Annotated in this window: 12 protein-coding genes; 1 reads left to right on the plus strand and 11 read right to left on the minus strand. The window is 41.6% G+C overall.

The features are described from left to right. Nucleotides 1–191 precede the first annotated feature (191 nt). From DWW70_RS11935 to DWW70_RS11950, 4 genes are all read right to left on the minus strand, one after another. Complete coding sequence (locus DWW70_RS11935) at nucleotides 192–2672, minus strand: cohesin domain-containing protein (protein WP_118649921.1); 2481 nt, start codon at nucleotides 2670–2672, stop codon at nucleotides 192–194. A 27-nt stretch (nucleotides 2673–2699) separates the two neighbouring features. Continuing rightward, nucleotides 2700–7442: an InlB B-repeat-containing protein gene (locus DWW70_RS11940; protein WP_118649922.1), complete on the minus strand. Its 4743-nt coding sequence runs from the start codon at nucleotides 7440–7442 to the stop codon at nucleotides 2700–2702. An 18-nt stretch (nucleotides 7443–7460) separates the two neighbouring features. Next, the gene (locus DWW70_RS11945; protein ID WP_158576557.1) at nucleotides 7461–8069 is read right to left on the minus strand and encodes a cohesin domain-containing protein; all 609 of its coding nucleotides are present in this window, start codon (nucleotides 8067–8069) and stop codon (nucleotides 7461–7463) included. Between the two features lie 142 nt (nucleotides 8070–8211). Then, on the minus strand, nucleotides 8212–8943 hold the full coding sequence (locus tag DWW70_RS11950) for a LytR/AlgR family response regulator transcription factor (RefSeq protein WP_158576559.1): 732 nt from the start codon (nucleotides 8941–8943) through the stop codon (nucleotides 8212–8214). A gap of 334 nt (nucleotides 8944–9277) precedes the next feature. Between DWW70_RS11950 and DWW70_RS11955 the strand changes: the two genes are divergently transcribed. Then, a complete protein-coding gene (locus DWW70_RS11955) occupies nucleotides 9278–11308 on the plus strand; it encodes a hypothetical protein (protein WP_118649925.1) in 2031 nt (676 codons plus the stop codon). Nucleotides 11309–11312: 4 nt separating this feature from the next. Here the strand turns inward: DWW70_RS11955 and DWW70_RS11960 are convergent, their stop codons facing one another. From DWW70_RS11960 to DWW70_RS11990, 7 genes are all read right to left on the minus strand, one after another. Then, nucleotides 11313–12635: an MFS transporter gene (locus tag DWW70_RS11960; RefSeq protein WP_118649926.1), complete on the minus strand. Its 1323-nt coding sequence runs from the start codon at nucleotides 12633–12635 to the stop codon at nucleotides 11313–11315. 108 nt (nucleotides 12636–12743) lie between these two features. Beyond that, a complete protein-coding gene (gene tyrS / locus DWW70_RS11965; RefSeq protein WP_118649927.1) occupies nucleotides 12744–13964 on the minus strand; it encodes a tyrosine--tRNA ligase in 1221 nt (406 codons plus the stop codon). Nucleotides 13965–14110: 146 nt separating this feature from the next. Beyond that, complete coding sequence (locus DWW70_RS11970; protein WP_118649928.1) at nucleotides 14111–15892, minus strand: O-antigen ligase family protein; 1782 nt, start codon at nucleotides 15890–15892, stop codon at nucleotides 14111–14113. Nucleotides 15893–15907: 15 nt separating this feature from the next. Beyond that, entirely contained in the window at nucleotides 15908–17440 is a 1533-nt protein-coding gene (gene cls / locus DWW70_RS11975; RefSeq protein ID WP_015533874.1) for a cardiolipin synthase, read from the minus strand. Nucleotides 17441–17453: 13 nt separating this feature from the next. Next, nucleotides 17454–20006 carry a heavy metal translocating P-type ATPase gene (locus DWW70_RS11980; RefSeq protein ID WP_118649929.1) on the minus strand — a complete coding sequence of 851 codons (2553 nt, stop codon included), beginning with the start codon at nucleotides 20004–20006 and terminating at the stop codon, nucleotides 17454–17456. Between the two features lie 65 nt (nucleotides 20007–20071). Continuing rightward, nucleotides 20072–20407 carry a metal-sensing transcriptional repressor gene (locus tag DWW70_RS11985; RefSeq protein ID WP_022216248.1) on the minus strand — a complete coding sequence of 112 codons (336 nt, stop codon included), beginning with the start codon at nucleotides 20405–20407 and terminating at the stop codon, nucleotides 20072–20074. A gap of 323 nt (nucleotides 20408–20730) precedes the next feature. Beyond that, entirely contained in the window at nucleotides 20731–22302 is a 1572-nt protein-coding gene (locus DWW70_RS11990) for a hypothetical protein (protein WP_118649930.1), read from the minus strand. Between the last annotated feature and the right edge of the window lie 62 nt (nucleotides 22303–22364).

Consider the following 22364-nt stretch of genomic DNA (forward strand, 5'->3'; position numbering starts at 1 on the left):
AATAATTTCCAGCTAATCTATGGTTGACTTTTCATAGCTGGTCTCCTCGATTTTATATACATCAGTATATATTTCATAATTATAAACCAAAAGCCAGAATACACAATATATATTGCAATACTAATTCTCCGTAAAGCTATACATATTGTAGCATTCTGGCCTTCTATAACAATCTCTTATTACCTTTGAATTTACTTTCTAACTTTTATAGATTTAACTGCACTCCACTCTCCATAAATATTAGTAGTAGTTTTCTTATAAGATCTGACTCTAAAATAATATGTAGTTCCCTTATTCAACTTTCCATACGATGCTGTTACAATAGCATCTTTTCTATAAGTATAGGTTTTTGCTGATGTAAACACTTTACTAGTACTATACTGTACTTGATAACCAGTTGCGGCACTATTTTTTCCCCATTTTATTCTTACTTTTCTAGATGATGGAGTCCCAACGCTAACAATCCTTCCTCTTTTAAGGAATACCCCTTGTCTCTTTTCCTTCTTTGAAGATGCATATACCACTCCATTAACTACTTTATACGGACAAACTACATATGAATATCTGTTTCCATTTATTCTTGCATTTTTGTCTATCCAAGAATTCGTCGTATTATGATTTATATTCTTTAACAATTTGTATCCGCCGCCATTAAGACTTCTATATATCCTGTATCCATCATAGGATTTATTGTTCCATGTAATTTTTATTCCTGCCGATGTATTTATCATCTTAGTTATTTTTGTTGATACCGGAACAATATTATAATATTTCTCAATGCTTCCAGAATATTTATTCTTAAATACTATTTTTACTACATGTTTTCCTATAGACTTTGTATCTTTACTATAAATTACATTGTACTCAGTTTTCGGAACTGTTTTGCCTGTAGAATCTTTTACCACTACCGATGGTTTCTGCGTCTTCCCATTAAAATCAAATGAATTTTTAGTCAAATTGACAGATTTAACGCTGTAAATTACATCTCTATCATATTCTGCCTGACACACTGTACATTTTTTTATAGAATATCCATTATTTTTTAACGTAGCCGCAGTTATTATATTTTTATATGTGTGACCTGTCTTTGGTATTACAATCGGCTTCTCAATCTCTTTTTTACCTTCTTTATCCTCAAATATCCTGTCACACTCATTACATCTATAATACGCTTTTTTTCCATCTGACACACATGTAGCTGGAATTTCCTTTACAAGAGAATATCCCTTATGATTTTCATGATTATCTCTTTTATCAACTACACTAATATTAATACTTGCAGTTTTTGTTACCTCTAGATCTGAATAGGTTATAATCAATATCTTATCACCAACAATACTCATATCTATGTCGTTAACATTTGTCGTATAATCTTTAACCTCTTTATATAGTCCTCCTTTATATTCAGCTACAACTATTAAATCATCCAGATTTATAATACTTCCTTTTTCATATCTAACTTTTTCTTTTGTTGCAGTAATACCTATCAACTCATTGTCTACAATTGAACTATCATCACCTATAGACAACGACCCACTCTGTGTTGTAATCTTTACTGGATTCAAGTTCTTATCAACCGCATCTTCTGATGAAGCAGATATAATATACTTCTCTCCCGCCTTAACCTCTTTAGATATTTCAAATGTCAATGTCAGAATAGTTCCATCTTTTATAGACTTCTCATCCAATTCTGTTCCATCCCAGACAAACTTACATCCGGACTCTAAAACTCCCGGCTTTGTCATCGCAAGCATATCAAATGCCTCTCCAGATTTCGCTGAGACAAGAGTCAGCTTTGAATCATACTGTAGCATCAATGTCATGCCTAATATTCCAGGATTATTTGCAACTGATATATCCACATCAATATGATCCCCTGGCAGTGACAGATTGTTGCTGACAACAATTTTGGTATTGTTTACACTTTCGTTTGCTTTAACTTCAATCTCAATGTCTGCAGTTTTGGTGATTCCTCCGTCTGTGTAAGTCACAGTAAGTGTCTTCTTTCCTACTGTACTCATATCAATTGAGCCTGCATTTGTCTTGTAATCTGAAACTGTCTTCTTTGTTCCATCTGAATACATTGCTGTAACCGCAATATCATCTAATGTTATTTTTTCTCCGACAGCATATGAAGTTTTTGTCTTATCAGCGATAAGCTTGTCAAGTGTTCCCACTGTAGTTTTTTTCTCAATCGTAATCTGCCCTGCTCCATTTTTCACTGAAACAGCAGATAAATCTGTATTTACAGCATCTTCACATACAACATCTACTGCAAAATTATCATCGCTTTTTGCATCCGCTGGTACATCAAATGTGAGTGTAAGTATTACCCCATCTTTGATATCTTTAGAACTAAGCTCTATTGCGTCCCAAACAAAGCTGCATGAGTTTTCGAGCACACCAGGTTTTGTCAATGTAAGTGCCGAAAATGCTTCTCCAGCATTTGCTGATTTTAGCACAAGCCTTGAATCATAATTTACTGTAAGCTTACATCCAAGTATACCCGGATTGTTCTTAATTGATATATCCACATCCTTTGTAGTTCCTGCCTCAGTTACAACACTCTCGACCTCTATCTTTGTAGTGTCGCTTTCACTTGCCAAGGCACTTATAGGAGTACAGATACACAATAAGATAAATGATAGTATTATAAGAATCTTAGTCTTCATAACTTATCTCCTTTCCCATGTATCCGATCAATATACTACATACTTAACCCATCTCTGGATATTATCGATTCCATCAGAAGCAGTAACCTGTGTGCTTGACTCTAGTGATTCTGTCTTCTTCAAATAATATGTATAGATCTTGGATCTGTCTCTATATCTATACTGTGTATACGCAGCAGTCACCTGAGCCTGTCTGGTATTCTGGTTAAACCAAGGAATATCCCATCTGGAACCGTTTCTATTTGTAACCTTCACACCATCTGCGTTATATCCTCTACCATACTGAGCACCATCAGAATCTGATGTATCATATGGTAGTGGATTATCAAGCCAATTTGTATATTCAAGAGTAGTACACACACCAGATGAGTACGGCATAGATAAATACCAAGAACTACTCTTGCCATAGTATCTTGAGTATTGATACTGCGTCTTGTATGTTGCCGCAATGTTTCTTGTCTCTACATTTCTTGAATCACTAGATCCAACATAGGAATTCGACCAAGAACTCCATGCGCCATAGTCAGACCATACATAGGAACTATCATAGAGTGTATATCCTTCAACATTATCCTTATCAGACGTAATCTTTGTTGTCTTGTCATATGTCCATTTTTCATCAAGGACTGTGGCACCTGATGGCATCTCAGATGCAAGTACCCATCCGTCTGACAGCTTGCCAACTGTGGCATAAATATTCTGGCTTGTAACATTATTCTGAACAGTTATACTTGTAACACCTGTGTTCTTTATCTTATAGCCGTTTGAAACCGTGTAAGATATCTCCAGCTTGTCTGAATAATATACCGTTGCTCCATTTGAAATATTTCCAAGTGTTGCATTCTTAAGTGGCGAGCTGGTCCTCTTTACCGTAATGTTGCAGCCTGTAACATTATTCCATTTTGCTGTAAACTCCTTAACTTTCCACTTAGCTGTTAATGCTACGTCTACTCCAGATGAATATACAGTATCCTTTGTAACCTTTGTATTGCCATCATACCAACCGAGGAAATCATATCCTGTTCTTGTCGGTGTTGGAAGCTCACCTATCTTATCTCCGTTATTTACCTGCCTTGAACTACTGCCTGTAAACGTTCCTCCATTTGCATTGAATGTCAGTGTATACGCCTTCATCATCTTATCAAATGTATCACTGTCTACTTCAACAATTCTTCCATTTGATCCACTTGCAAACTGTATAAACTTATTTGGATCTGTTATCGCTCCACATGTTACCAGATTACCATTCAACGTAAGAGATGTCTTAAGTCCAGATGATGTACGGACTACTTTGGTATCCTTACAGAACAGAGTATTTGGTCCACCGCTCACCATAGTTGATGGTCCGTACAAATCAAGTGTCAAATTGTCTGCTGTAAATGCTGCACATATACCTGAGTTTGTGATCTTACTCTGATTTATTGTTATATCTGGGGATGATATCTGTAATGGAATATCACCACTATTCTCAATGTTCATTCTGTTAATCACTGTTTTATCTGCGTCAGAATTAATAACAATATTCTTGAAAGTTTTTCCGTAAGCATTTAATCTAAGTGACTTTGTATTCCTCGATGTTGTATATTTATTGCCATCTATAGAATCACTCATCTTGTCCAAGCCTATTGTTATATCCGCAGCACCGGAATCTATTGCACTTTTAACAATAGAGGAATTTGCTGCCTTAATTGTGAATTTTTTAGCACCTCCAAAAGCATTGCTTCCAAGCTTTGTAATTGCTGAACTTATATCCCATGTATCCAATAATGGACAATCTCTAAATGCATTGTCGCCAACTGATGAACCATAAAATAGAATATCCCAAAGATTTGTACATCCTCTGAATGCATTTTTAGGAACATCTGTGATAAATCTAGACATTTTTACACCTGTAATCTTGGTATTGCCCTTAAATGCATTTTCTGAAAGTCCAGTTACCTTTATTACACTATTACTTCCATCATGATTGTCTACAACCATATAGTCTGGAATAAATACCGCACTATCACTACCTATATAATTCGTAATATTTCCATCTGTATCAACTTCCAATCCTTCTGTTGAAAATACACGCTGTTTAACATAGTTCTCAACATCAACTGGAATATTAAACGGAATAATACCATTCTGATTATCGTCGAAAGCTGCGGTATTATATGAATAATCTTCGAACCTATGCATTTCATCATCCATTATGCTATATGTATATGTAAAGTAACTATCACTTGCTATGTCATATCCTACTACACCAAATACATGGGCAGTTCCCGCCATAACCCATCTGTGATATCCAGACTTTGTATTTGTAGTTGTATATGTCACCTCTTCTTCTTTAGCTGTGACTGTAGAATACGTCACAGCTGATGAATAGACATCTGAATCAGATGATGTTTCTGTTAACCCCTGCGTATTTTCAGTACTTCCATTCTTTATATAGCTCTCGCCATATTTTGTTGTATTACTTATCAAACTCGATACAGCAGATGAAATAGACTTATCTTGGCTAACTGTAGAACTTGAACTATATCCTGATTCTGTATTCCATGTGGAGGTATTTATTGTGTTTGTTGTATGATTCTGCACGGTACCCTCTTGTGAGCTACTACCGGAATCATTTACAGAACCCTTCATAGTTGTGGTATCATCACCCTTTGTGGTAGTTTCCTTTCCATTTTCATAATGTCCGGACAATTTACCTCCGACTTCATAACCACCACCTGCAGACAGTCCCTTTAAATTTACTCCAGCATCAGCATGATATTTGGCTGATACCTCTAGCCCAACTCCCCAATTTTCGGTTGTTTTTACATCATCACCATGTTCCTGCTTTTCTTGATAATCATCACTCCAAGAATGAGTATTATTGTTTTTAGTTATTAAATTGTAAGTATCCGTTGAATCTATTGTCGAACTTGATGTCGAACCACCCTTATTGTTACTAACATACCAATTTCCTGTATCGGTTTTTCCTACACGCTGAGCCTCTTCCCGCGTCATGCCATTTTGCTCACACCATTCATCACTTACATCCAGACTCTTTGACCATCCATCTGACAATGACCATGATGATGTCTTTGTGGTGGCATTTTCAACAGTTTTTGTATAAGATTTCATAAGCTGCTCGGAAGTTGTTACAGAATACTTTTTAGTCACTGTCTTGCTCACACCATCTTTGTTTATCTTACCAAAGTTCTCTATCTCATAAAGTGGTACATCTCTGATTTCGCCAATTTCATAGGAGAACAATATCAATCCATTATCATCATATACAAACGGCTGACCATAATCTTTCTTTGCCCAAGCTCTGTTTCTGTCACTTATCCAGTTTGCATATAATGTGATATCGCCTTTTGTGCCTGGTTTAATCTGAGTGTAGGTATTTCCATCAAAATCTGTCCATCCAGCAAAAGTATAACCATCAAGCGTAGGTACAGGAAGAATTTTTCCCTCTTTTGTGGTATACTTTATCGCATTCTCTGGTACAAGATCAGATTTGAACTGAATAGTATACTCTATCTTCTTCCAGTGAGCATACAATTCCATCGGATGATCTATATTTTCTATCTTCTTTACCTGTGTTGCATTGTCACCTGCCCCATCATACCAGCCAAGGAACATATATCCATCAACAGATATATTCTGAAGGTATAATGATTTACCCTCTGCTAAAGAAGCTGGGTTTTTATTTTCTATTTTCTGCTTGGCAATATAGTCATCTCCGTTATCAATATAGTACTTGATCTCGTACATGTTCTGGTATATCGGTTCCTGCGCAACAAGAACTGTATTACATACTGAACAGTGCTTTCCTTCTGTAAGCCCCGGCTTACCAGCAGTTGGCTCAACAGCAGGATCTATTACTGGTGTATGTCCTTTTGCATGTATTACAAGATTAGCCTCAGGTACCTCAGTGTTTCCATTCTCGTCTCTAAAGAACTTTCCACACTTTTCGCAGTGCCAATATGCTATATTTCCATCTTCTGTACATGTCGCAGCTTTGTAACTTGTAGCAGTCATGTCGTGTGCACACTTATTTAATGATGGTTTTCCTGACTTAAGCTCCAAAGGTTGTCCATCGTCACCAAGATATCCGCCTGCGATAAATCTTCTCATAAGGATTACATCTGTTGCATTTACTTTTCCATCAGCATTTACGTCTGCTGCATCTGTGTTTATGGATACATCATATCCAGTTGCAAGATATCTACGCACTAGAATTACATCTGTAATATCTACCTTTGTATCTCCATTTACATCTCCCGGTACAAAATTGTCCACCACTGTGATTTTTCCATTTTCAATTGTCAGATTGACTGGATTCAAATCACTATCAATTACATCTCCGTCTGCATAGGATAGCCTAATTCCAAGTTCTGTTCCCACATCAACAGTGTCTGAAACCTTGAATGATAACACCAATGCTTCTCCATCCTTTACAGTATCTGAGGACATATCCATTGCATCCCATACAAACTTGCATGACGAAACATATTTGCCTGGTTTTGTCATGCTCATACCAGCAAACGCATCTCCAGATTTGGAATCTATTAATTCCAAACCATCGTCATATTCAACTTTAATTACCGCTCCCATAATTCCTGGGTTATTGGTAATTTCCACTTTCACTTCAACCGTATCACCATTTACAGCTTTCCCTTCTTCTACAGTTAAGGAGGCATTTTTTATTGCTGCCTGTACTTTAACTGGAGCAAAGAAAGTTATAATCATAGCCAACGACAGTATAATTGATAAAACTCTTTTCCCTCTCATACAATATCTCCTTTCTCATTATTCTGTTACTTCTATGTAATTATCAATAATTACAAATTCTATTGGCTTCAAGTTTTCATCTACAGCATCCCCCTTTTCACATATAATTGTTATTGGATATTTCCCAACAGTGGCAGCATTGTTAACAGAAAATTGAAGTACCATTATCTCTCCATCTCGGATTTCCGACTCTTTTATTTCCTGTCCATCCCACAAAAAAATACTACCATTTATCAAATTATTTGATGATGTCATTGTTAACACATCTTTTATTGCATCTCCATTATCTACACTTTTTATTGTCAAAACACTGTCGTCAAAGAATATAGAAAACTTCATACCTAATACTCCAGGATTATTCTCGATATTCACCTTAACAACCACGTCCCCGCCTTTTTTTCCCTTTGAATCTTCTATGCGTAATATAGGTTTTTGCTCATTATTCCCATCTATGGAACTATTTGTCTCTATATCTCCCACACTCTCTGATACATCAACCGGAGAATTCTCTCCATTATAATTTGAATGATTGTTGTTGCTATTTGTTTTTAAATACAAACTAAATAAAATAATAAATATAATTATTGTAGAAAAAACAACTATAACTTTTTTGTTAATTTTGCCCAAACTAATTTTTCCTTTCCGTCATTTCTCCTAATAAGCCTAAAATCAGATTCAATATCATATTTTTTCAAAATAGTCGTGACTTTTTATAGTCTAACATATAGTAAATATTACCATATTATATTGTAAATATTTTTTATCATGTCTATTTGACATTATTTGATGCTCTATTAACAATCCCTCCATACCGTCTTCCAATCTTTATCTCCTCCCCATCAACCATCGTAACGGTCTGATGATTATAATTACTGATATAATCCCTGTTTACCACCGCAGCGGCTGAGCATCTCACGAAATTATCTGGGAGTTCTTTCATAATCTCGCTGAGAGGTCTGTATTCGTAATATTTGCCATCACGCTGGTCATTTTTTCTATTTGTGTAATATATCGTTACTCTGTTCTCTATTTTGATGTACATTATGTCGCGGCAATCAAGGATATTGACGTTCCTGTCATATCGGATTTTGATGAATTGCTTCTTGTCATCATTGTTCATCTTCTCCACAAGATCATTCATGAATGTCACAAGTCTTGCATCATGTCTGCCTTTAAGCATACAATTCACATGATTCGCCTCGTATATGTCCAGTTCTTCAGGGATTTTGTTTACATAAAAAAGAATCTTGCAAGATGGAGCTACGGCATTGATCCTCTTTGCCAGGTTCACACCATTCTTGCCATTTGGATACAGAAGCTCTGTTATAAAGATGTCACAGTCGAACTTCTGATAGTCGATATCCAACATTACTGAATCAAGGTTATATGAAACAAATCTCACATTTTCGTTATCAATAATGTTGTTTTTAATTTGAGAGCGCAGGAAATATACTGTTCTCTGCGTCTCGTCTGGATTTACATCGCATACGCCTATTGTCATATTGAATTCTCTCCCCCTCATTTATCTATGCGGTTCTCCGCCTCATTGCATATCAATTTAAAGAAATAAATGATCTTTATCAATTATTACCTGATATTATAGAGTCTGAAGTAATATGAATTCCGGGCAATGTAATCCGCACTCCAGACATATCATTGTCTATATTGCATGTTTCATTGTCTATTTTCGTTATTGAAAATTCCTTATTCTATTTTGTCGAAATATATCCTTTGTTATGTTGAAATAGCTCATTTTTTGTTATATATTCATATAGTGCTTAGCACATATATTTACTAAACCAACCTATTTCATTTCCATGAGGGGGAAACAAAAGATGAAATATCGTACCAGACCGGCGGAACACATATGCTCTCTGGAGGAACTTTTCACAGAGCATCTGGGGCTTAACATTCCCATTGTTCCACAGACGTCTTCATACTCCAACAAACATACTTTCAGCCAATTATTCTTTTCACAGAATCCGAACCAATATGACGATATTGACAAAATAATGTCATTTTCCGTCTTCAAGGATGCGGATATAGAATGGCTTAAGAAGGATGCAGATTCAGCCCAGAAACCTCTGTACTATCTCATCCATCCTGACGAGAGCTATCCTACAGGCACGAAGCTGAGTGTTTTCTTTTCCAACCTGGCAAATAAGAACTTTTCCGGAAACGAGCAGCCTCTTCCTATAAGAGCTCTGCTGAATGCGATAGATTACGACAAGCTGTGTGCTCATCTTGACAATCTTATAGAAACAAAAGGCGCACTGGACTCTGATTTTATAGTTTCACTGCAGTCATATCTGAGTAACGTCCTCTCAACAGACAACCAGCTTACACATTATTGCTCTTTGTTCAAATGCACCTCACCATCAGAATACCTTGCTACGATCCTTTTGTATGCGCTTTTTGATGATGTGAATTTCCCTGCATATGCATCGGAGGTTGCAATAACAAGAAATATCAAAGAACCTAAGGTCGCACATCCCGTGACTGATCTGAACAACCCACATTTTCAGAAGCTAATGAATGATGCCAGGAGGGTTGACAAGCTACAGGCATTTGCAACATATACACTGATAGTCCTTTACTCTGTACAGATGCTTGCAACCATCTTCTCTTCTACCTGGATCAGTTCCTATGAGGCGACAAGCACAAAGGGGACGCTGTTCAGTATTGTCATGCTGTGTGCATCCATCATTTTGACAGCTTTGAGATTTATTCCATTCTCATTGCACAAGAAGTATTCTGAGCTAAGCCTGATACTTGAACATTCCGTGCTTGATGAGAACAGTAACACCTATAGCATTACATATAATCATTTTCAGAACTGTTCGAGATCTTTTAATGATATACAACAGGGGAGACGAGTCATCATCACCTTGTTCTGTATGGTGAGTATTCTATATATTGTTGTGTCATTTGTATTTAACAGCTTTCCTCTGCTGGTGGCTCTTGTCAGTTTATCATTTGGTGGAGTTATGCTTATCGACAGCATGGTTCATGACCATATTACCTACAAAAGGTATGATGCTTTCTTCTCCTCGGATCTGCCAGGTCATGTTCCTGCGTCCAGATTCGGAGTGGCGCGCATGTGCTCATGGGATTATGATTCCAGACTGAACTCTTTCAGACACACCAGCTACAACAAGCTCACAAACTACAGTGAGGATTGCATCCGGCATATATATGATCAGGTAGCGGATTCGTCCAAATACAGTTGGGCTACTCTAACCGCTTTCATTGTCACTCTTTCATCCATAGGTGTGATCGCCGAGATCCTTCAGCTTGTGAATCCTGACCTGGAGTATTTCAGAATGCCAAATGCTTCCATGCTCTATTCCGTCACAATGATCCTTATTTTGCTGAACGGTGTTCTGAACATACTTATACTTCTCCGTGCGAGATCCCATTATCAGAAAATGGCCGAATTCTCATTCTACGCCGGCAATCCTGACTCTGATAATTATGAAGTAACAACACTGTTCCGACACAACCTGTACGCAGGCAGCATATCTGAGCTTGCGATTGCCAGAGGAATATATAACTACAATTTGTGTCAATTTGAACAGAGCCTGTCCACATCGGACATCCAGCCACCTGACGACCGTTATCATCCTATGTATATCGTGAATCAGAAGCTGCATCTCATCACAGATGTTGCGCTGTGCATATTTGTCGCATACCTGAGCATGGCGGTATGGCACTCAAATAATCTCCGCAATCTGATAGGCCTGCCCATTCTTGTCGCAGTGTATGCCCTGTGGACATTTGCAATGTATCCACTATTCAAATACAGAAAAATCAAATCCAGCATCCGCAAGCTGAATGTTGAACATAAAAATAAGGAAACACGCTGAACAACTAAGCGTGTTTCCTTCTCTTTTCTATTTCTTTTCTTCTCAGAACCACCATTGCTATGACAAGAGGCGACACGAGAAATACCAGTTTTGCCCATCTCATGCCAAGGGCTCCCACAACCAGACTTATTGCAAATATCCCCAGCTGATCTCCTATTCCATATGACAGTGTGGACATGGCTGACGCCCTTCCTCTGACCGATATATCTACACTTTCCATGACCATAAGATTTATCAGTTCTTCCGCAGAAAAGTAAAATCCATTCATGCAGCCCCAGAGTATTCCCAGCAACACCGATGAAACTCCATGCCCTACTCCAAGTGTAAATGCCATACCTGATATGAGGCTAAGCGCTATTCCCATCTGCACCACATATCTCCGTTCCATTTTGTCTGCAAGTATTCCTGTCAGAACATTTATAGCCAATGATGATATGGGCTGTATGAGCAACACTGTATTCACATTGCCCTCTCCCATACCTGAGAAGGCACACAAAGGTTCATTGTAATATGTTATGCCTGCTGTCGCCAGCCCCACCACGCTTATGCTTATGAGAAGATTTCTGGTTGCATGATCTCTGCATATATCTTTGAATGTTTTTATAAAATGTATATGTCCATCATCTGTGCTACATTCTGTACTGTCCACAGATTTTCCCTCACTCCTGTTTGCCGATCCGCCAACACTCGGTGCAGCTTTAGAACCAGTTATATTCGGGAATCTGTACAACATAACCAGTACCAGACCTATTAATCCGCCAACAATTCCAACAGCGTAAAGGATCTGCCAATTATGTCCGCCGCCATCCACGTACAATGACCTGAGCAGAGGTATACACATGGCTGCTGCCATGGACACTCCACCACAGATTCCTCTGACAGTTCCTCGATGTTTTCTATCTACCGCATCGACTATGTATATCAGATGTATGTCCAGCGAATATCCCAGTATGAGAATTCCATTGCCAAGCAGGTATATCCACAGATTGTTTGCCAGCAGGCATACTGCACTTCCAACAGCCAGAAGCGCCACATTTATGATCATCATCTTCTTCCTGCCTATGATATCCGTATATGACCTGATAAATGGCGTGAGCGCTCCGATAAGATAAAATGGCAGCATGCCTCTGCTCATATATGCAACCGCCGCTTCAGAACTCATCCCACGCGGATCCATGAGAAATGTCCTAACAGAAAGTGACTGCGTCTTGCCGAACATCTCAGTGCAATAGGAATCCACAAATTGTACAAGTATTATGAGTGCCACAGCCGAGATGGCTGCGACTGCCAAACGTCTTTTATTTGAATCTGCCGTTTTGTCATTCATCAAGTTCTAATCCCCTTCTGTAGTACATAAAAAGGGAAGCTCATCGCTTCCCTTTTTTGAATAACCACTGGCCGTTCGCCTTGATATCACTCAAAGCGTCAACGTCTCTTACTTACTAACCTTCCTGAAGTTCTTCTTACCACGTCTCACAACAACGCCCTCGCCATCGAACTTCTCCTCTGGAATTGTAATCTGGACATCTGTGATCTTCTCGCCGTCCACAGCGACACCGCCCTGCTCTACGGCACGTCTGCCCTCGTTACGTGATGTAACAAGACCTGACTTAACGAGAACTGACACGATATCGATGGCGCCGTCCTTGAAGTCATCTGCTGTGAGTGTTACTGATGGCATGTCTGCTGCAACACCCTTGGAGAACAGTGCTCTTGCACTCTCCTGAGCCTTCACAGCCTCCTCCTCGCCGTGTACAAGCTTTGTAAGCTCGTATGCAAGGATCTCCTTTGCCTGGTTGAGCTGGCTGCCCTCCCAGCTATCCATCTTATCTATCTCCTCTAGTGGAAGGAATGTGAGCATACGGATGCACTTCAGAACATCTGCATCTGCCACATTTCTCCAGTACTGGTAGAACTCAAATGGTGATGTCTTGTTAGGATCAAGCCATACAGCACCCTTCTGTGTCTTACCCATCTTCTTGCCCTCTGAGTTGAGGAGAAGTGTGATGGTCATGGCGTATGCATCCTTGCCAAGCTTTCTTCTGATGAGCTCTGTACCACCAAGCATATTGCTCCACTGGTCATCGCCGCCGAACTGCATGTTGCAGCCGTACTTCTGGTACAGTGCGTAAAAGTCGTAACTCTGCATGATCATGTAGTTGAACTCAAGGAAGCTAAGTCCCTTCTCCATACGCTGCTTGTAGCACTCTGCACGAAGCATGTTGTTGACTGAGAAGCATGCTCCAACATCGCGGAGAACATCTACATAGTTCAGGTCGAGAAGCCAGTCTGCATTGTTGACGAGAAGCGCCTTGTCCTCTGAGAAGTCTATGAACTTGCTCATCTGCTTCTTGAAGCAGTCAACGTTGTGCTGGATAGTCTCCTTTGTCATCATCTGTCTCATATCTGTACGGCCTGATGGATCACCGATCATGGCTGTACCTCCACCTATCAGCGCGATAGGCTTGTTGCCTGCCATCTGAAGTCTCTTCATCAGACAGAGCGCCATGAAGTGGCCTACATGCAGGCTGTCAGCAGTCGGATCAAAGCCAATATAGAATACTGCCTTACCATTATTTACTAAATCTCTAATTTCATCTTCATCTGTTGTCTGCGCTATAAGCCCTCTGGCTACAAGCTCGTCATAAATCTGCATGTCCCTCTAGACCTCCTGTATTTATTTATTCAATGTGCGGTTCACTAGCACCACACAGGCAAATATTATAACATTTTGCTATGCACTGTGGCAAGTATATACACACAATTCCCTGTATTATTTTCTTATAAATCATATTTCACACATCATTTTCTGCCGCCATCTGCAAATTGACATATATATCTCCGGCACAGCCCTCCTGCCATGGCTATAAGCAGAAATATATATGGTGTTGTGAGCGACTGGTTAAGATTGACAAATGCCTGAACAGCATACCCGGTTATCCCGAGCAGAACAGCTATCATACTGCCCTCATCCTCAGCATATCCAAGCAGGCACTCCAAGCCAGTCCCTGTCTTTGAACCTCTTACAGTTCTTGAATCTCTCGAAGCTGCCTTCTCCTTTGATCTTTTTTCTGCGGATTGACTGCTCATGCTTTCATTCTCATTCATCACAGCTCCTGATACCGCAGTTCTCACAAGAGCACCACCTGTGGTAACCAGCAGTCCTACGTAACTCACTGCACCAAATATTCCTGTGGTTATCAGATACTGCAGATACTCATTGTGAGCATTATCATATATAACACCCACCGCATTCATCATATCGTCATAGTATCTATCAGTCATGATCGACTTCACCGATTCATTTCCATAACCGAACAGCTTCTGTGGAACACTGAAATCACTATACGCCTCCATGAGTCTCCTCCACACGAACCCCCTGTAATTCCCCCAGGAATCCTCAAATGAAAATATACCCATGTGGTTGTGCGCCGCATATATAACAACAGCCACGATGCCTGCAAGTGATACGCCGACCGATACAGCAAGAGCTGCCTTTCCGCGGAACTTCACAGTCCACTTTGAAGCCAGCCTTATGGCCGCCCATACAACGAGAACGACCACGGACACTATCCACACCATCCGGCTGTCACTCACAAAGTAGCTCAGTCCGTCAAGCTCCGAATATCCACTGTCCGTCTGTCCCAGAATAATACTGATCGCCAGGACTCCGCACGCCATGACCAGGCATACATCCGCAAATTCTTTTATCTTTCCTCGGTATGACGCCCATATCCACGCAGCTATCATGGCACCGCCCACACCTGCGTATGCAAGGTTTGCATTGGATATGATCACCGCACCCGTTCCTGTGAGCACAGCGATGACTGCTGTTATCCGTATCACTATACTCTCTTTTCCCTCCGAGCTGATATACGCCCCGGCTGCCACCGGAAGCAGCACGCACAGGAAGCTTGCAAATATGTCGATATTGCCAAATGTGGATATGTATACATTTCTTATGCTCTGCATCAGCCCTTCCCTGAGTCCAAGGAAATCATATCCCATGAACTGGCATATGCCGACAATTCCCACAAATGAGCCCGCAAGCATGAATATGACCACCACATACCGCCTTATCCTGCAATATCTCGCCATACACACATACAGGAAAAAGGCCAGCAGCACGAACTGAAGTCCGCACCTTCTGCCCTCCTCGCCTGTATATGCTGCTACCTTATTCCCTGACATAAAGAATGCCAGAACATTTGCCAGAACAAATCCTGCCATGAATATATCCATGGCCATTATTTTATGCAGATCAATAAAACGTCTCAGGCGTCCGATAAATCCGTTACCGTGTGCCGCCCCTTCAGAGACATCCACGTTGCCACCGGAGCTCCGCTGTCCATGCCCTGTGCTGACATTCCGTCCCAGCACATCCACCAGCACCGCCAGCACCATGAGCACCGCATATATGCACAGCGCAATATAGAACGCCCTGTACTTGGTTACTGTTATATCAAAATATTTGTCATGCATTATCAGGGGATATGCAGCCCCCATATATATAAGAAATAATGTGGTTATTCCGTTCTGAAGTTCCCGCCTGCCGTCTCCTGCAATGTTGTCTTTTCTGCCCATACGGCTATACTCCTTTTATAAAAGCGGTGACAATAATCTGAGTATCGCACCAAGTATATTCACCCTGCTTATGTTATTTCTGCACCACGGAATATCTATCTCCTCCGACTCGGCAAATGTATCCATCATATCCTTCTTCACATCTTCTATGGCCTTGCAGTCATACAGAAGAGTTCCACACTCAAAGTGGTGATAGAAGCTCCTGTTATCCAGATTGATGGATCCCACAGATGCAAGCTTGCCATCCATGAGCAAAGTCTTTGAATGTATAAATCCAGGCGTGTACTGATATATCTTCACACCCGCCAGAAGCAGCTCCTTGTAGCTAAACTGGGTCATCTTGTATATATATTTCTTGTCCGGGATGGCCGGCGTAACAATACGCACATCCACGCCCCTCTTGGCTGCCAGCTTCAGTGCCATCATGAGCTCGTTACACACGATAAGATATGGGGTAAATATATAAATGTACTCCTGTGCATCATTTATCATCTGCATGTACAGATTCTCACCCACATTCTCTCCGCTCAGAGGACTGGACTTGTACGGCTGAACATATCCGTCACTTACGCCACTATAGTCGATTTCCGCCGGTCTATAGTTGTTGTAGCTTCCCTCTGAATATCTGAAGCTGTTCCACATCTGAAGGAACATAACAGTGAAGCTCCAGGCGCCCTCGCCCTCAAGTCTCACTCCACTGTCCTTCCATTTGCCGTACTTCTCTATCTTGTTGATATACTCGTCAGCCATGTTGTAACCGCCGGTGTGAGCTATCTTGCCATCAATAACAGTGATCTTCCTGTGATCCCTGTTATTGAAGATAGTGGCAAAGAATGGAACCACCTGATTGAACGCCATACATTTGATACCGTAGGATTCAAGTTCCTTCCAGTAATACTTCGGCACATTGAACACAGATCCGATGTCATCATACATGAACCTGACATCAAGTCCCTCCGCAGCCTTGCGCTTCAATATCTCAAGTATGGTATCCCACATATAACCCTTGTCCACGATGAAATATTCCATGAATATATACTTCTCCGCACTCTCCAGGTCTCTGATGAGATCATCCATCACATCATCGCCTATGGCATAATACTTTACACTGGTATGCTTGTACAGAGGCGCCTCAGCCACATTCTCCATATAATTACATATCCTGTATGTAGGCTCCGACTTTAAATTCTCCGCTGGGACCCAGTTGTCCCCCTTGACGTTCTCATATACCTCCTGCTGGAGAACCCGCAGAAAATTCTTTCTGAGTTTTTTAGGTATCAGCACATGTCCATAGAGCACATACATGAGACCTCCCAGCACCGGGAATATGAGTATCGGCACCATCCATGCCATCTTTACCATAGGGTTAGTATCCTTTGTTATAAGATACATTACAACTATTACGCTGAGCAGCTTGAGAGCACCCGATATATAGATATATCTGTCCTGAAGAAAAACAACCCCCAGTATCATGATCGCCAACTGGACGACCACAAGAAAGCACGTTATTACCATTCTGCTTAGCAATCTGTTAAGTATCTTCTTCATATATTTCCTGCCTTTACTGAATTGATGTCACCTTATAATCCTGATCCTCTACTGTCTTCTTGAGCACGCTGTCATCAACGTCTGCCTTGAGAGTGACAACCGCTGTTCCTGTCTCATGGCTGACTACAGCCTCCTGCACCTGGTCAAGGGTCTCAAGACTCTTCTTGACTCTGGCTTCACAATGTCCACACATCATACCTTCGATCTTCATTGTCTTTGTCATAACTTTGTCCTCCTTGATTCTATACCTTTTATTTTTATCATAAATGTCTGTCAAATTCAACCTCAGCGCATTTGTAACAACACAAAAACTTGACAGGCTCATGGCAAACGCTCCGAACATAGGATTGAGCGTCCAGCCAAATATCGGGATCCACACGCCGGCGGCGAGTGGTATTCCAATTATATTATATATAAATGCCCAGAAAAGATTCTCTTTTATGTTCTTAACTGTTGCCCTGCTGAGTCTTATGGCCGCCGGAACATCTGTGAGCTCACTCTTCATGAGAACAACATCGGCAGCATCTATGGCTATATCCGTGCCTGCACCTATGGCTATTCCTATATTTGCCCTTGTGAGTGCAGGGGCATCATTTATTCCATCACCAACCATGATCACATGCCCCTTCTGCATGAGATCTCGCACAACGCTCTCCTTGCCGTCCGGACGCACGCCCGCTATTACTCTGTCTACGCCGACCTGCTCTCCTATGGCTTTGGCGGTTCTCTCATTATCACCGGTTAACATAACTACTGAAAGTCCCATCGACTGAAGCTGGCATATGGCCTCAGCGCTGTCCTCCTTCACAGTATCCGCCACGCCTATTATTCCGAGGACTCTGTAATCTCCGTCAGTCTCCTCGGCAAAGAACATAGGTGTCTTTCCCTGCTGTGATACCTTCTCTGCGTTATCCTTCATCGCCTCAGGTACATCCGCATAGCCCTTTATATAATCCATATTTCCTCCGATGATCTTTCTGCCGTTCAGACTTCCCATCAGACCGTTGCCCGCAACAGCCTTGAAATCGGATACCTCATAATTTTTATCCTTCTGTGCATCACCTGTCTGGTAATCCTCACTGTAATATCCAACCACAGCCCTTGCCAGAGGATGCTCTGACAGCTTCTCCAGAGCCGCAGCCTTCTGCATCAGCTCGTCATCACTTACTCCATCTGCCGCCAGTATATCCGTCACTACCGTCTCTCCCTTTGTGATCGTTCCTGTCTTGTCCATGACCACTATGCTGCCCTTTCCTGTCTCCTCAAGGGCGGTCGCCGTCTTGAACAATATTCCATGCTTGGCACCTATTCCATTTCCCACCATGATCGCAACAGGTGTGGCAAGCCCAAGGGCACATGGGCAGCTTATAACAAGCACTGATATTCCTCTCGCCAACACATAACCGGCATCCTTGCCCACTATTATCCACACTATCATCGTGATAAATGCTATCAGTATGACAACAGGTACAAACACTCCCGAAACCTTATCAGCAAGCTTTGCTATTGGAGCTTTGGTAGCCGCCGCATCACTTACCATATCTATTATCTTGGACAGTGCGGTATCCGCACCTACCTGTGTAGCACGGCATTTCAGATAACCCGACTGGTTGATCGTCGCCGCAGACACACGGCTTCCTGCAGTTTTGTCCACAGGTATGCTCTCACCCGAGAGAGCTGACTCGTCCACGGCGGAATCCCCCTCAAGGACTACTCCGTCCACAGGAACGCTCTCACCCGGTCTAACGGCAAATATATCTCCAACCGCAACTTCGTCTATATCCACGGTGACCTCCTCACCATCCCTGATGAGAACGGCTGTCTTCGGGGCAAGATCCATCAGACCTTTGAGTGCGTCCGTGGTTCTTCCCTTTGAATATGCTTCAAGCGTCTTGCCGACTGTTATAAGCGCCAGTATCATGGCCGCAGATTCAAAATAAAAATCATGCATGAGCGTCATGACACGCTCACCGTCACCTGCTGTCTGCGCCGCTGTCATGGCATAGAGCACGTACACGCTGTATATGAATGAGGCACCTGAGCCCATGGCAACAAGTGTATCCATATTAGGCGAGCCGTGTATAGCTCCCTTAAATCCACTCACAAAGAATCTCTGATTTATCACCATCACGATTATGGTTAGCAGCATCTGCGTGAGTCCCATCGCCACATGATTGCCGTCAAAGAAGCTTGGCAGCGGCCAGTTCCACATCATATGTCCCATTGATATATACATGAGGGGAATAAGAATTATAACTGATGCCACCAGTCTCTTCTTCATTTTTCCAAATTCTTTGTCCGCCTCACTCTCACCGGAACCGCTGCTCTTCCCACCTGAATGTGAAGTATTTCCGCCAGCAGATCTTCCACCCGCCAGACTCGCACCGTATCCTGCCTTCTCAACTGCAGCCACTATAGTTCCGCTGTCGGCTGTTCCATCCACCATCATGGAGTTGGTCAGGAGATTCACCTGACACGAGGTAACTCCCTCAACATTGGATACGGCCTTCTCGACTCTTGCACTGCATGCACTGCATGTCATTCCTGTCACATTGTACTTGTCCATATATTTCACCTTCCTTTATCAAGCATCAGTCAGTTCGTAACTGCACTTGCCAATAACTGACATATCTATTTCATAAGTCTGGTAACCGTATTTACCAGATCCTCTATAGTATCATCCTTGCCATTTCTTATATCGTCTGCAACACAGGTCCTGATATGTTCGGCAAGGAGCTGTCTGTTGAAGCTGTTGAGTGCCGCATTGATCGCCGACACTTGGAGCACGATGTCTGTGCAATAGGCATCATTTTCCAGCATACTCTTCACGCCTCTTATCTGCCCCTCTATCCTGTTCAGTCTGTTGAGAAGCTTCTTATACTCCTCGTCTGTCCTTGTCCTCACCCTGGCTTCCACATCGCTTATCTCTCCGCCATGATGACAGCAGCATTTCTTCTGTTCTTCCATATATCTTTCCTCCATCCTTATTGAACTCCAGCCATGCAAAATTTGCCTTCGGCAAATGGCTGGAGCTACATGTCAAGTTTTCATAGAAAACTTGACACATCCCTTGTACATCAGCCATTTCTGTTCACATTTCAAATGACGCTGCATATATGCCATCTGTTTATTATCTGCACATTACGGCTGTTAAATTCTCTTTTCATCCACGGATTATATACCCCCTAGGGGTATGTGTCAACAATAAAAAATCCTCATAGACCAATATTTATACCACTTTATCAGTCTATGAGGATTTTTCTCCTTTAACCTATATGTCTGAGTTTTATTTACTCTGTTGTATCCTGATCGCCCATGTCGATATCAGCATCTCCGATATCAATCGCATCTGCGCTTGACTCATCACTGCTGTCTGCATCGTCAGTATCAGTTATATCAGTCTCATCAATGAGGCTGTCGTCACTTATATCAAAATCTGAATCACTGTCAATAACAGAATCAACTACAGATGAATCATATGTCTGCTGGTTCAGGACATCCTTAAGATCTATCATATCTCCTGTGGTAGCATCTAACATGATGAGCTGTATTGGATAATCCTTATCGAGGCTTCCATCCTCCATCTTGTCGCACTGTGCAAATACCCATACAGGGCTGTATGTGTACTTATCTCCATCCTTGAGCTTGTAGTATGTAAGTCTTACATCGTTGAACTCAATGGTGCTGTACTGTGTCTTGTTGTCTGTGTAATACTTATTTACAGCCTCCGGAAGCTTCTTGAGTGCATCATCCCAGCTTATAAGATCAACATTGTCCTTCTTGTCTCCTGTTGCTCTGAAGGAATCAAGGCAATATGCTGAGATAAGTCCATTGTCATCAATGCCGAGCTGGAATGTCTCATCCATGGTGTCATACCACGTTTCATCACTTGTTGCGAGTGTGTCAAGGCCGTATATATTAGGTGTATATGGAGCCACGCCGTCCACAGAACGCTTATATGTTACCATGTAACCATTCTTCTCTGCGGCAACTGTGCTGTTTGATGCATCGCTGTAATCCCACAGCAGATCAAAATTACTTGTCTCTATGACATCTGAGATTCCACATGATGCAAGGAAATCTGTTCCCTTCTGCTCAGCATCTGCCGCACTGATGGAAGCTGTGTTTGCGGAAGCCTCCTCGTCAGAATATTCACTGCTGTAGCAGTATACACTTGTTGCGCCATCCTTAGGTCTGTACTGTATAAGCTGATCCGATGGATAGTAATCCAGTGAGAATCCGCCGCCTGTGGACATGTCATCGCCACTTCCATAGAATGTTACCATGAACTCGTTGTCCCCTACAGATCCGATGAATGTGTCTCCACTGTAATCTCCGGCTCCCTCTCTCGTATCAGACGCTGTCTTGAGTTGATCCTTGAGGGTCTTCATGTAATCCTCATAATAGCTCTTATCATCATCCGATGTAGCCTGTTCCATCATGGACTGAAGTGAATCTATCTCTCTCTGTATATCCTCCTTGTACGGCTTATCCCAGTTATATACATATACGCCTGCGCTCACGTCAAATATATTCTCGCACACACGCTTCTTGTAGTCATTGTCTACATTGTTAAGCTCATAGTAAAGCACTGACATCTTATCTGTGTCAGGCACCTCTATCTCTGTGGCATTTATGGATACATCTGTGAGACCTGTATCTGCATTGATACCCTCAAGCTTGCCATTGTATGACTCTGGTACGTCGAGTCTTGATGCCAGCTTACCGCCGCCACCGCCGTTCTCGTCGTCTCCCATGTTGTAATCCACCTTCTTCTTGCCACATCCTGTGAGCGCAGTTCCTGCCACAAGTGATGTCACCAAAAGCAGCGCCGCCGCTTTTTTGTAACCCGCTTTTCTCATATAAAATACCAACCTTTCCTTACTTAATTGAAGTAATTATAATATATTTTCCCCGCTGACAC

This window comes from Coprococcus sp. AF16-5, assembly GCF_003479365.1.
Lineage (GTDB): Bacteria > Bacillota > Clostridia > Lachnospirales > Lachnospiraceae > Coprococcus > Coprococcus aceti.

Coding starts and splice junctions, on each gene's coding strand:
- DWW70_RS11970 (WP_118649928.1), bottom strand. CDS start 15,892: ATGGGCAGAAAAGACAACATTGCAGGAGACGGCAGGCGGGAACTTCAG.
- DWW70_RS11935 (WP_118649921.1), bottom strand. CDS start 2,672: ATGAAGACTAAGATTCTTATAATACTATCATTTATCTTATTGTGTATC.
- cls (WP_015533874.1), bottom strand. CDS start 17,440: ATGAAGAAGATACTTAACAGATTGCTAAGCAGAATGGTAATAACGTGC.
- DWW70_RS11955 (WP_118649925.1), top strand. CDS start 9,278: ATGAAATATCGTACCAGACCGGCGGAACACATATGCTCTCTGGAGGAA.
- DWW70_RS11950 (WP_158576559.1), bottom strand. CDS start 8,943: ATGACAATAGGCGTATGCGATGTAAATCCAGACGAGACGCAGAGAACA.
- DWW70_RS11960 (WP_118649926.1), bottom strand. CDS start 12,635: ATGAATGACAAAACGGCAGATTCAAATAAAAGACGTTTGGCAGTCGCA.
- DWW70_RS11990 (WP_118649930.1), bottom strand. CDS start 22,302: ATGAGAAAAGCGGGTTACAAAAAAGCGGCGGCGCTGCTTTTGGTGACA.
- DWW70_RS11985 (WP_022216248.1), bottom strand. CDS start 20,407: ATGGAAGAACAGAAGAAATGCTGCTGTCATCATGGCGGAGAGATAAGC.
- DWW70_RS11980 (WP_118649929.1), bottom strand. CDS start 20,006: ATGGACAAGTACAATGTGACAGGAATGACATGCAGTGCATGCAGTGCA.
- tyrS (WP_118649927.1), bottom strand. CDS start 13,964: ATGCAGATTTATGACGAGCTTGTAGCCAGAGGGCTTATAGCGCAGACA.
- DWW70_RS11940 (WP_118649922.1), bottom strand. CDS start 7,442: ATGAGAGGGAAAAGAGTTTTATCAATTATACTGTCGTTGGCTATGATT.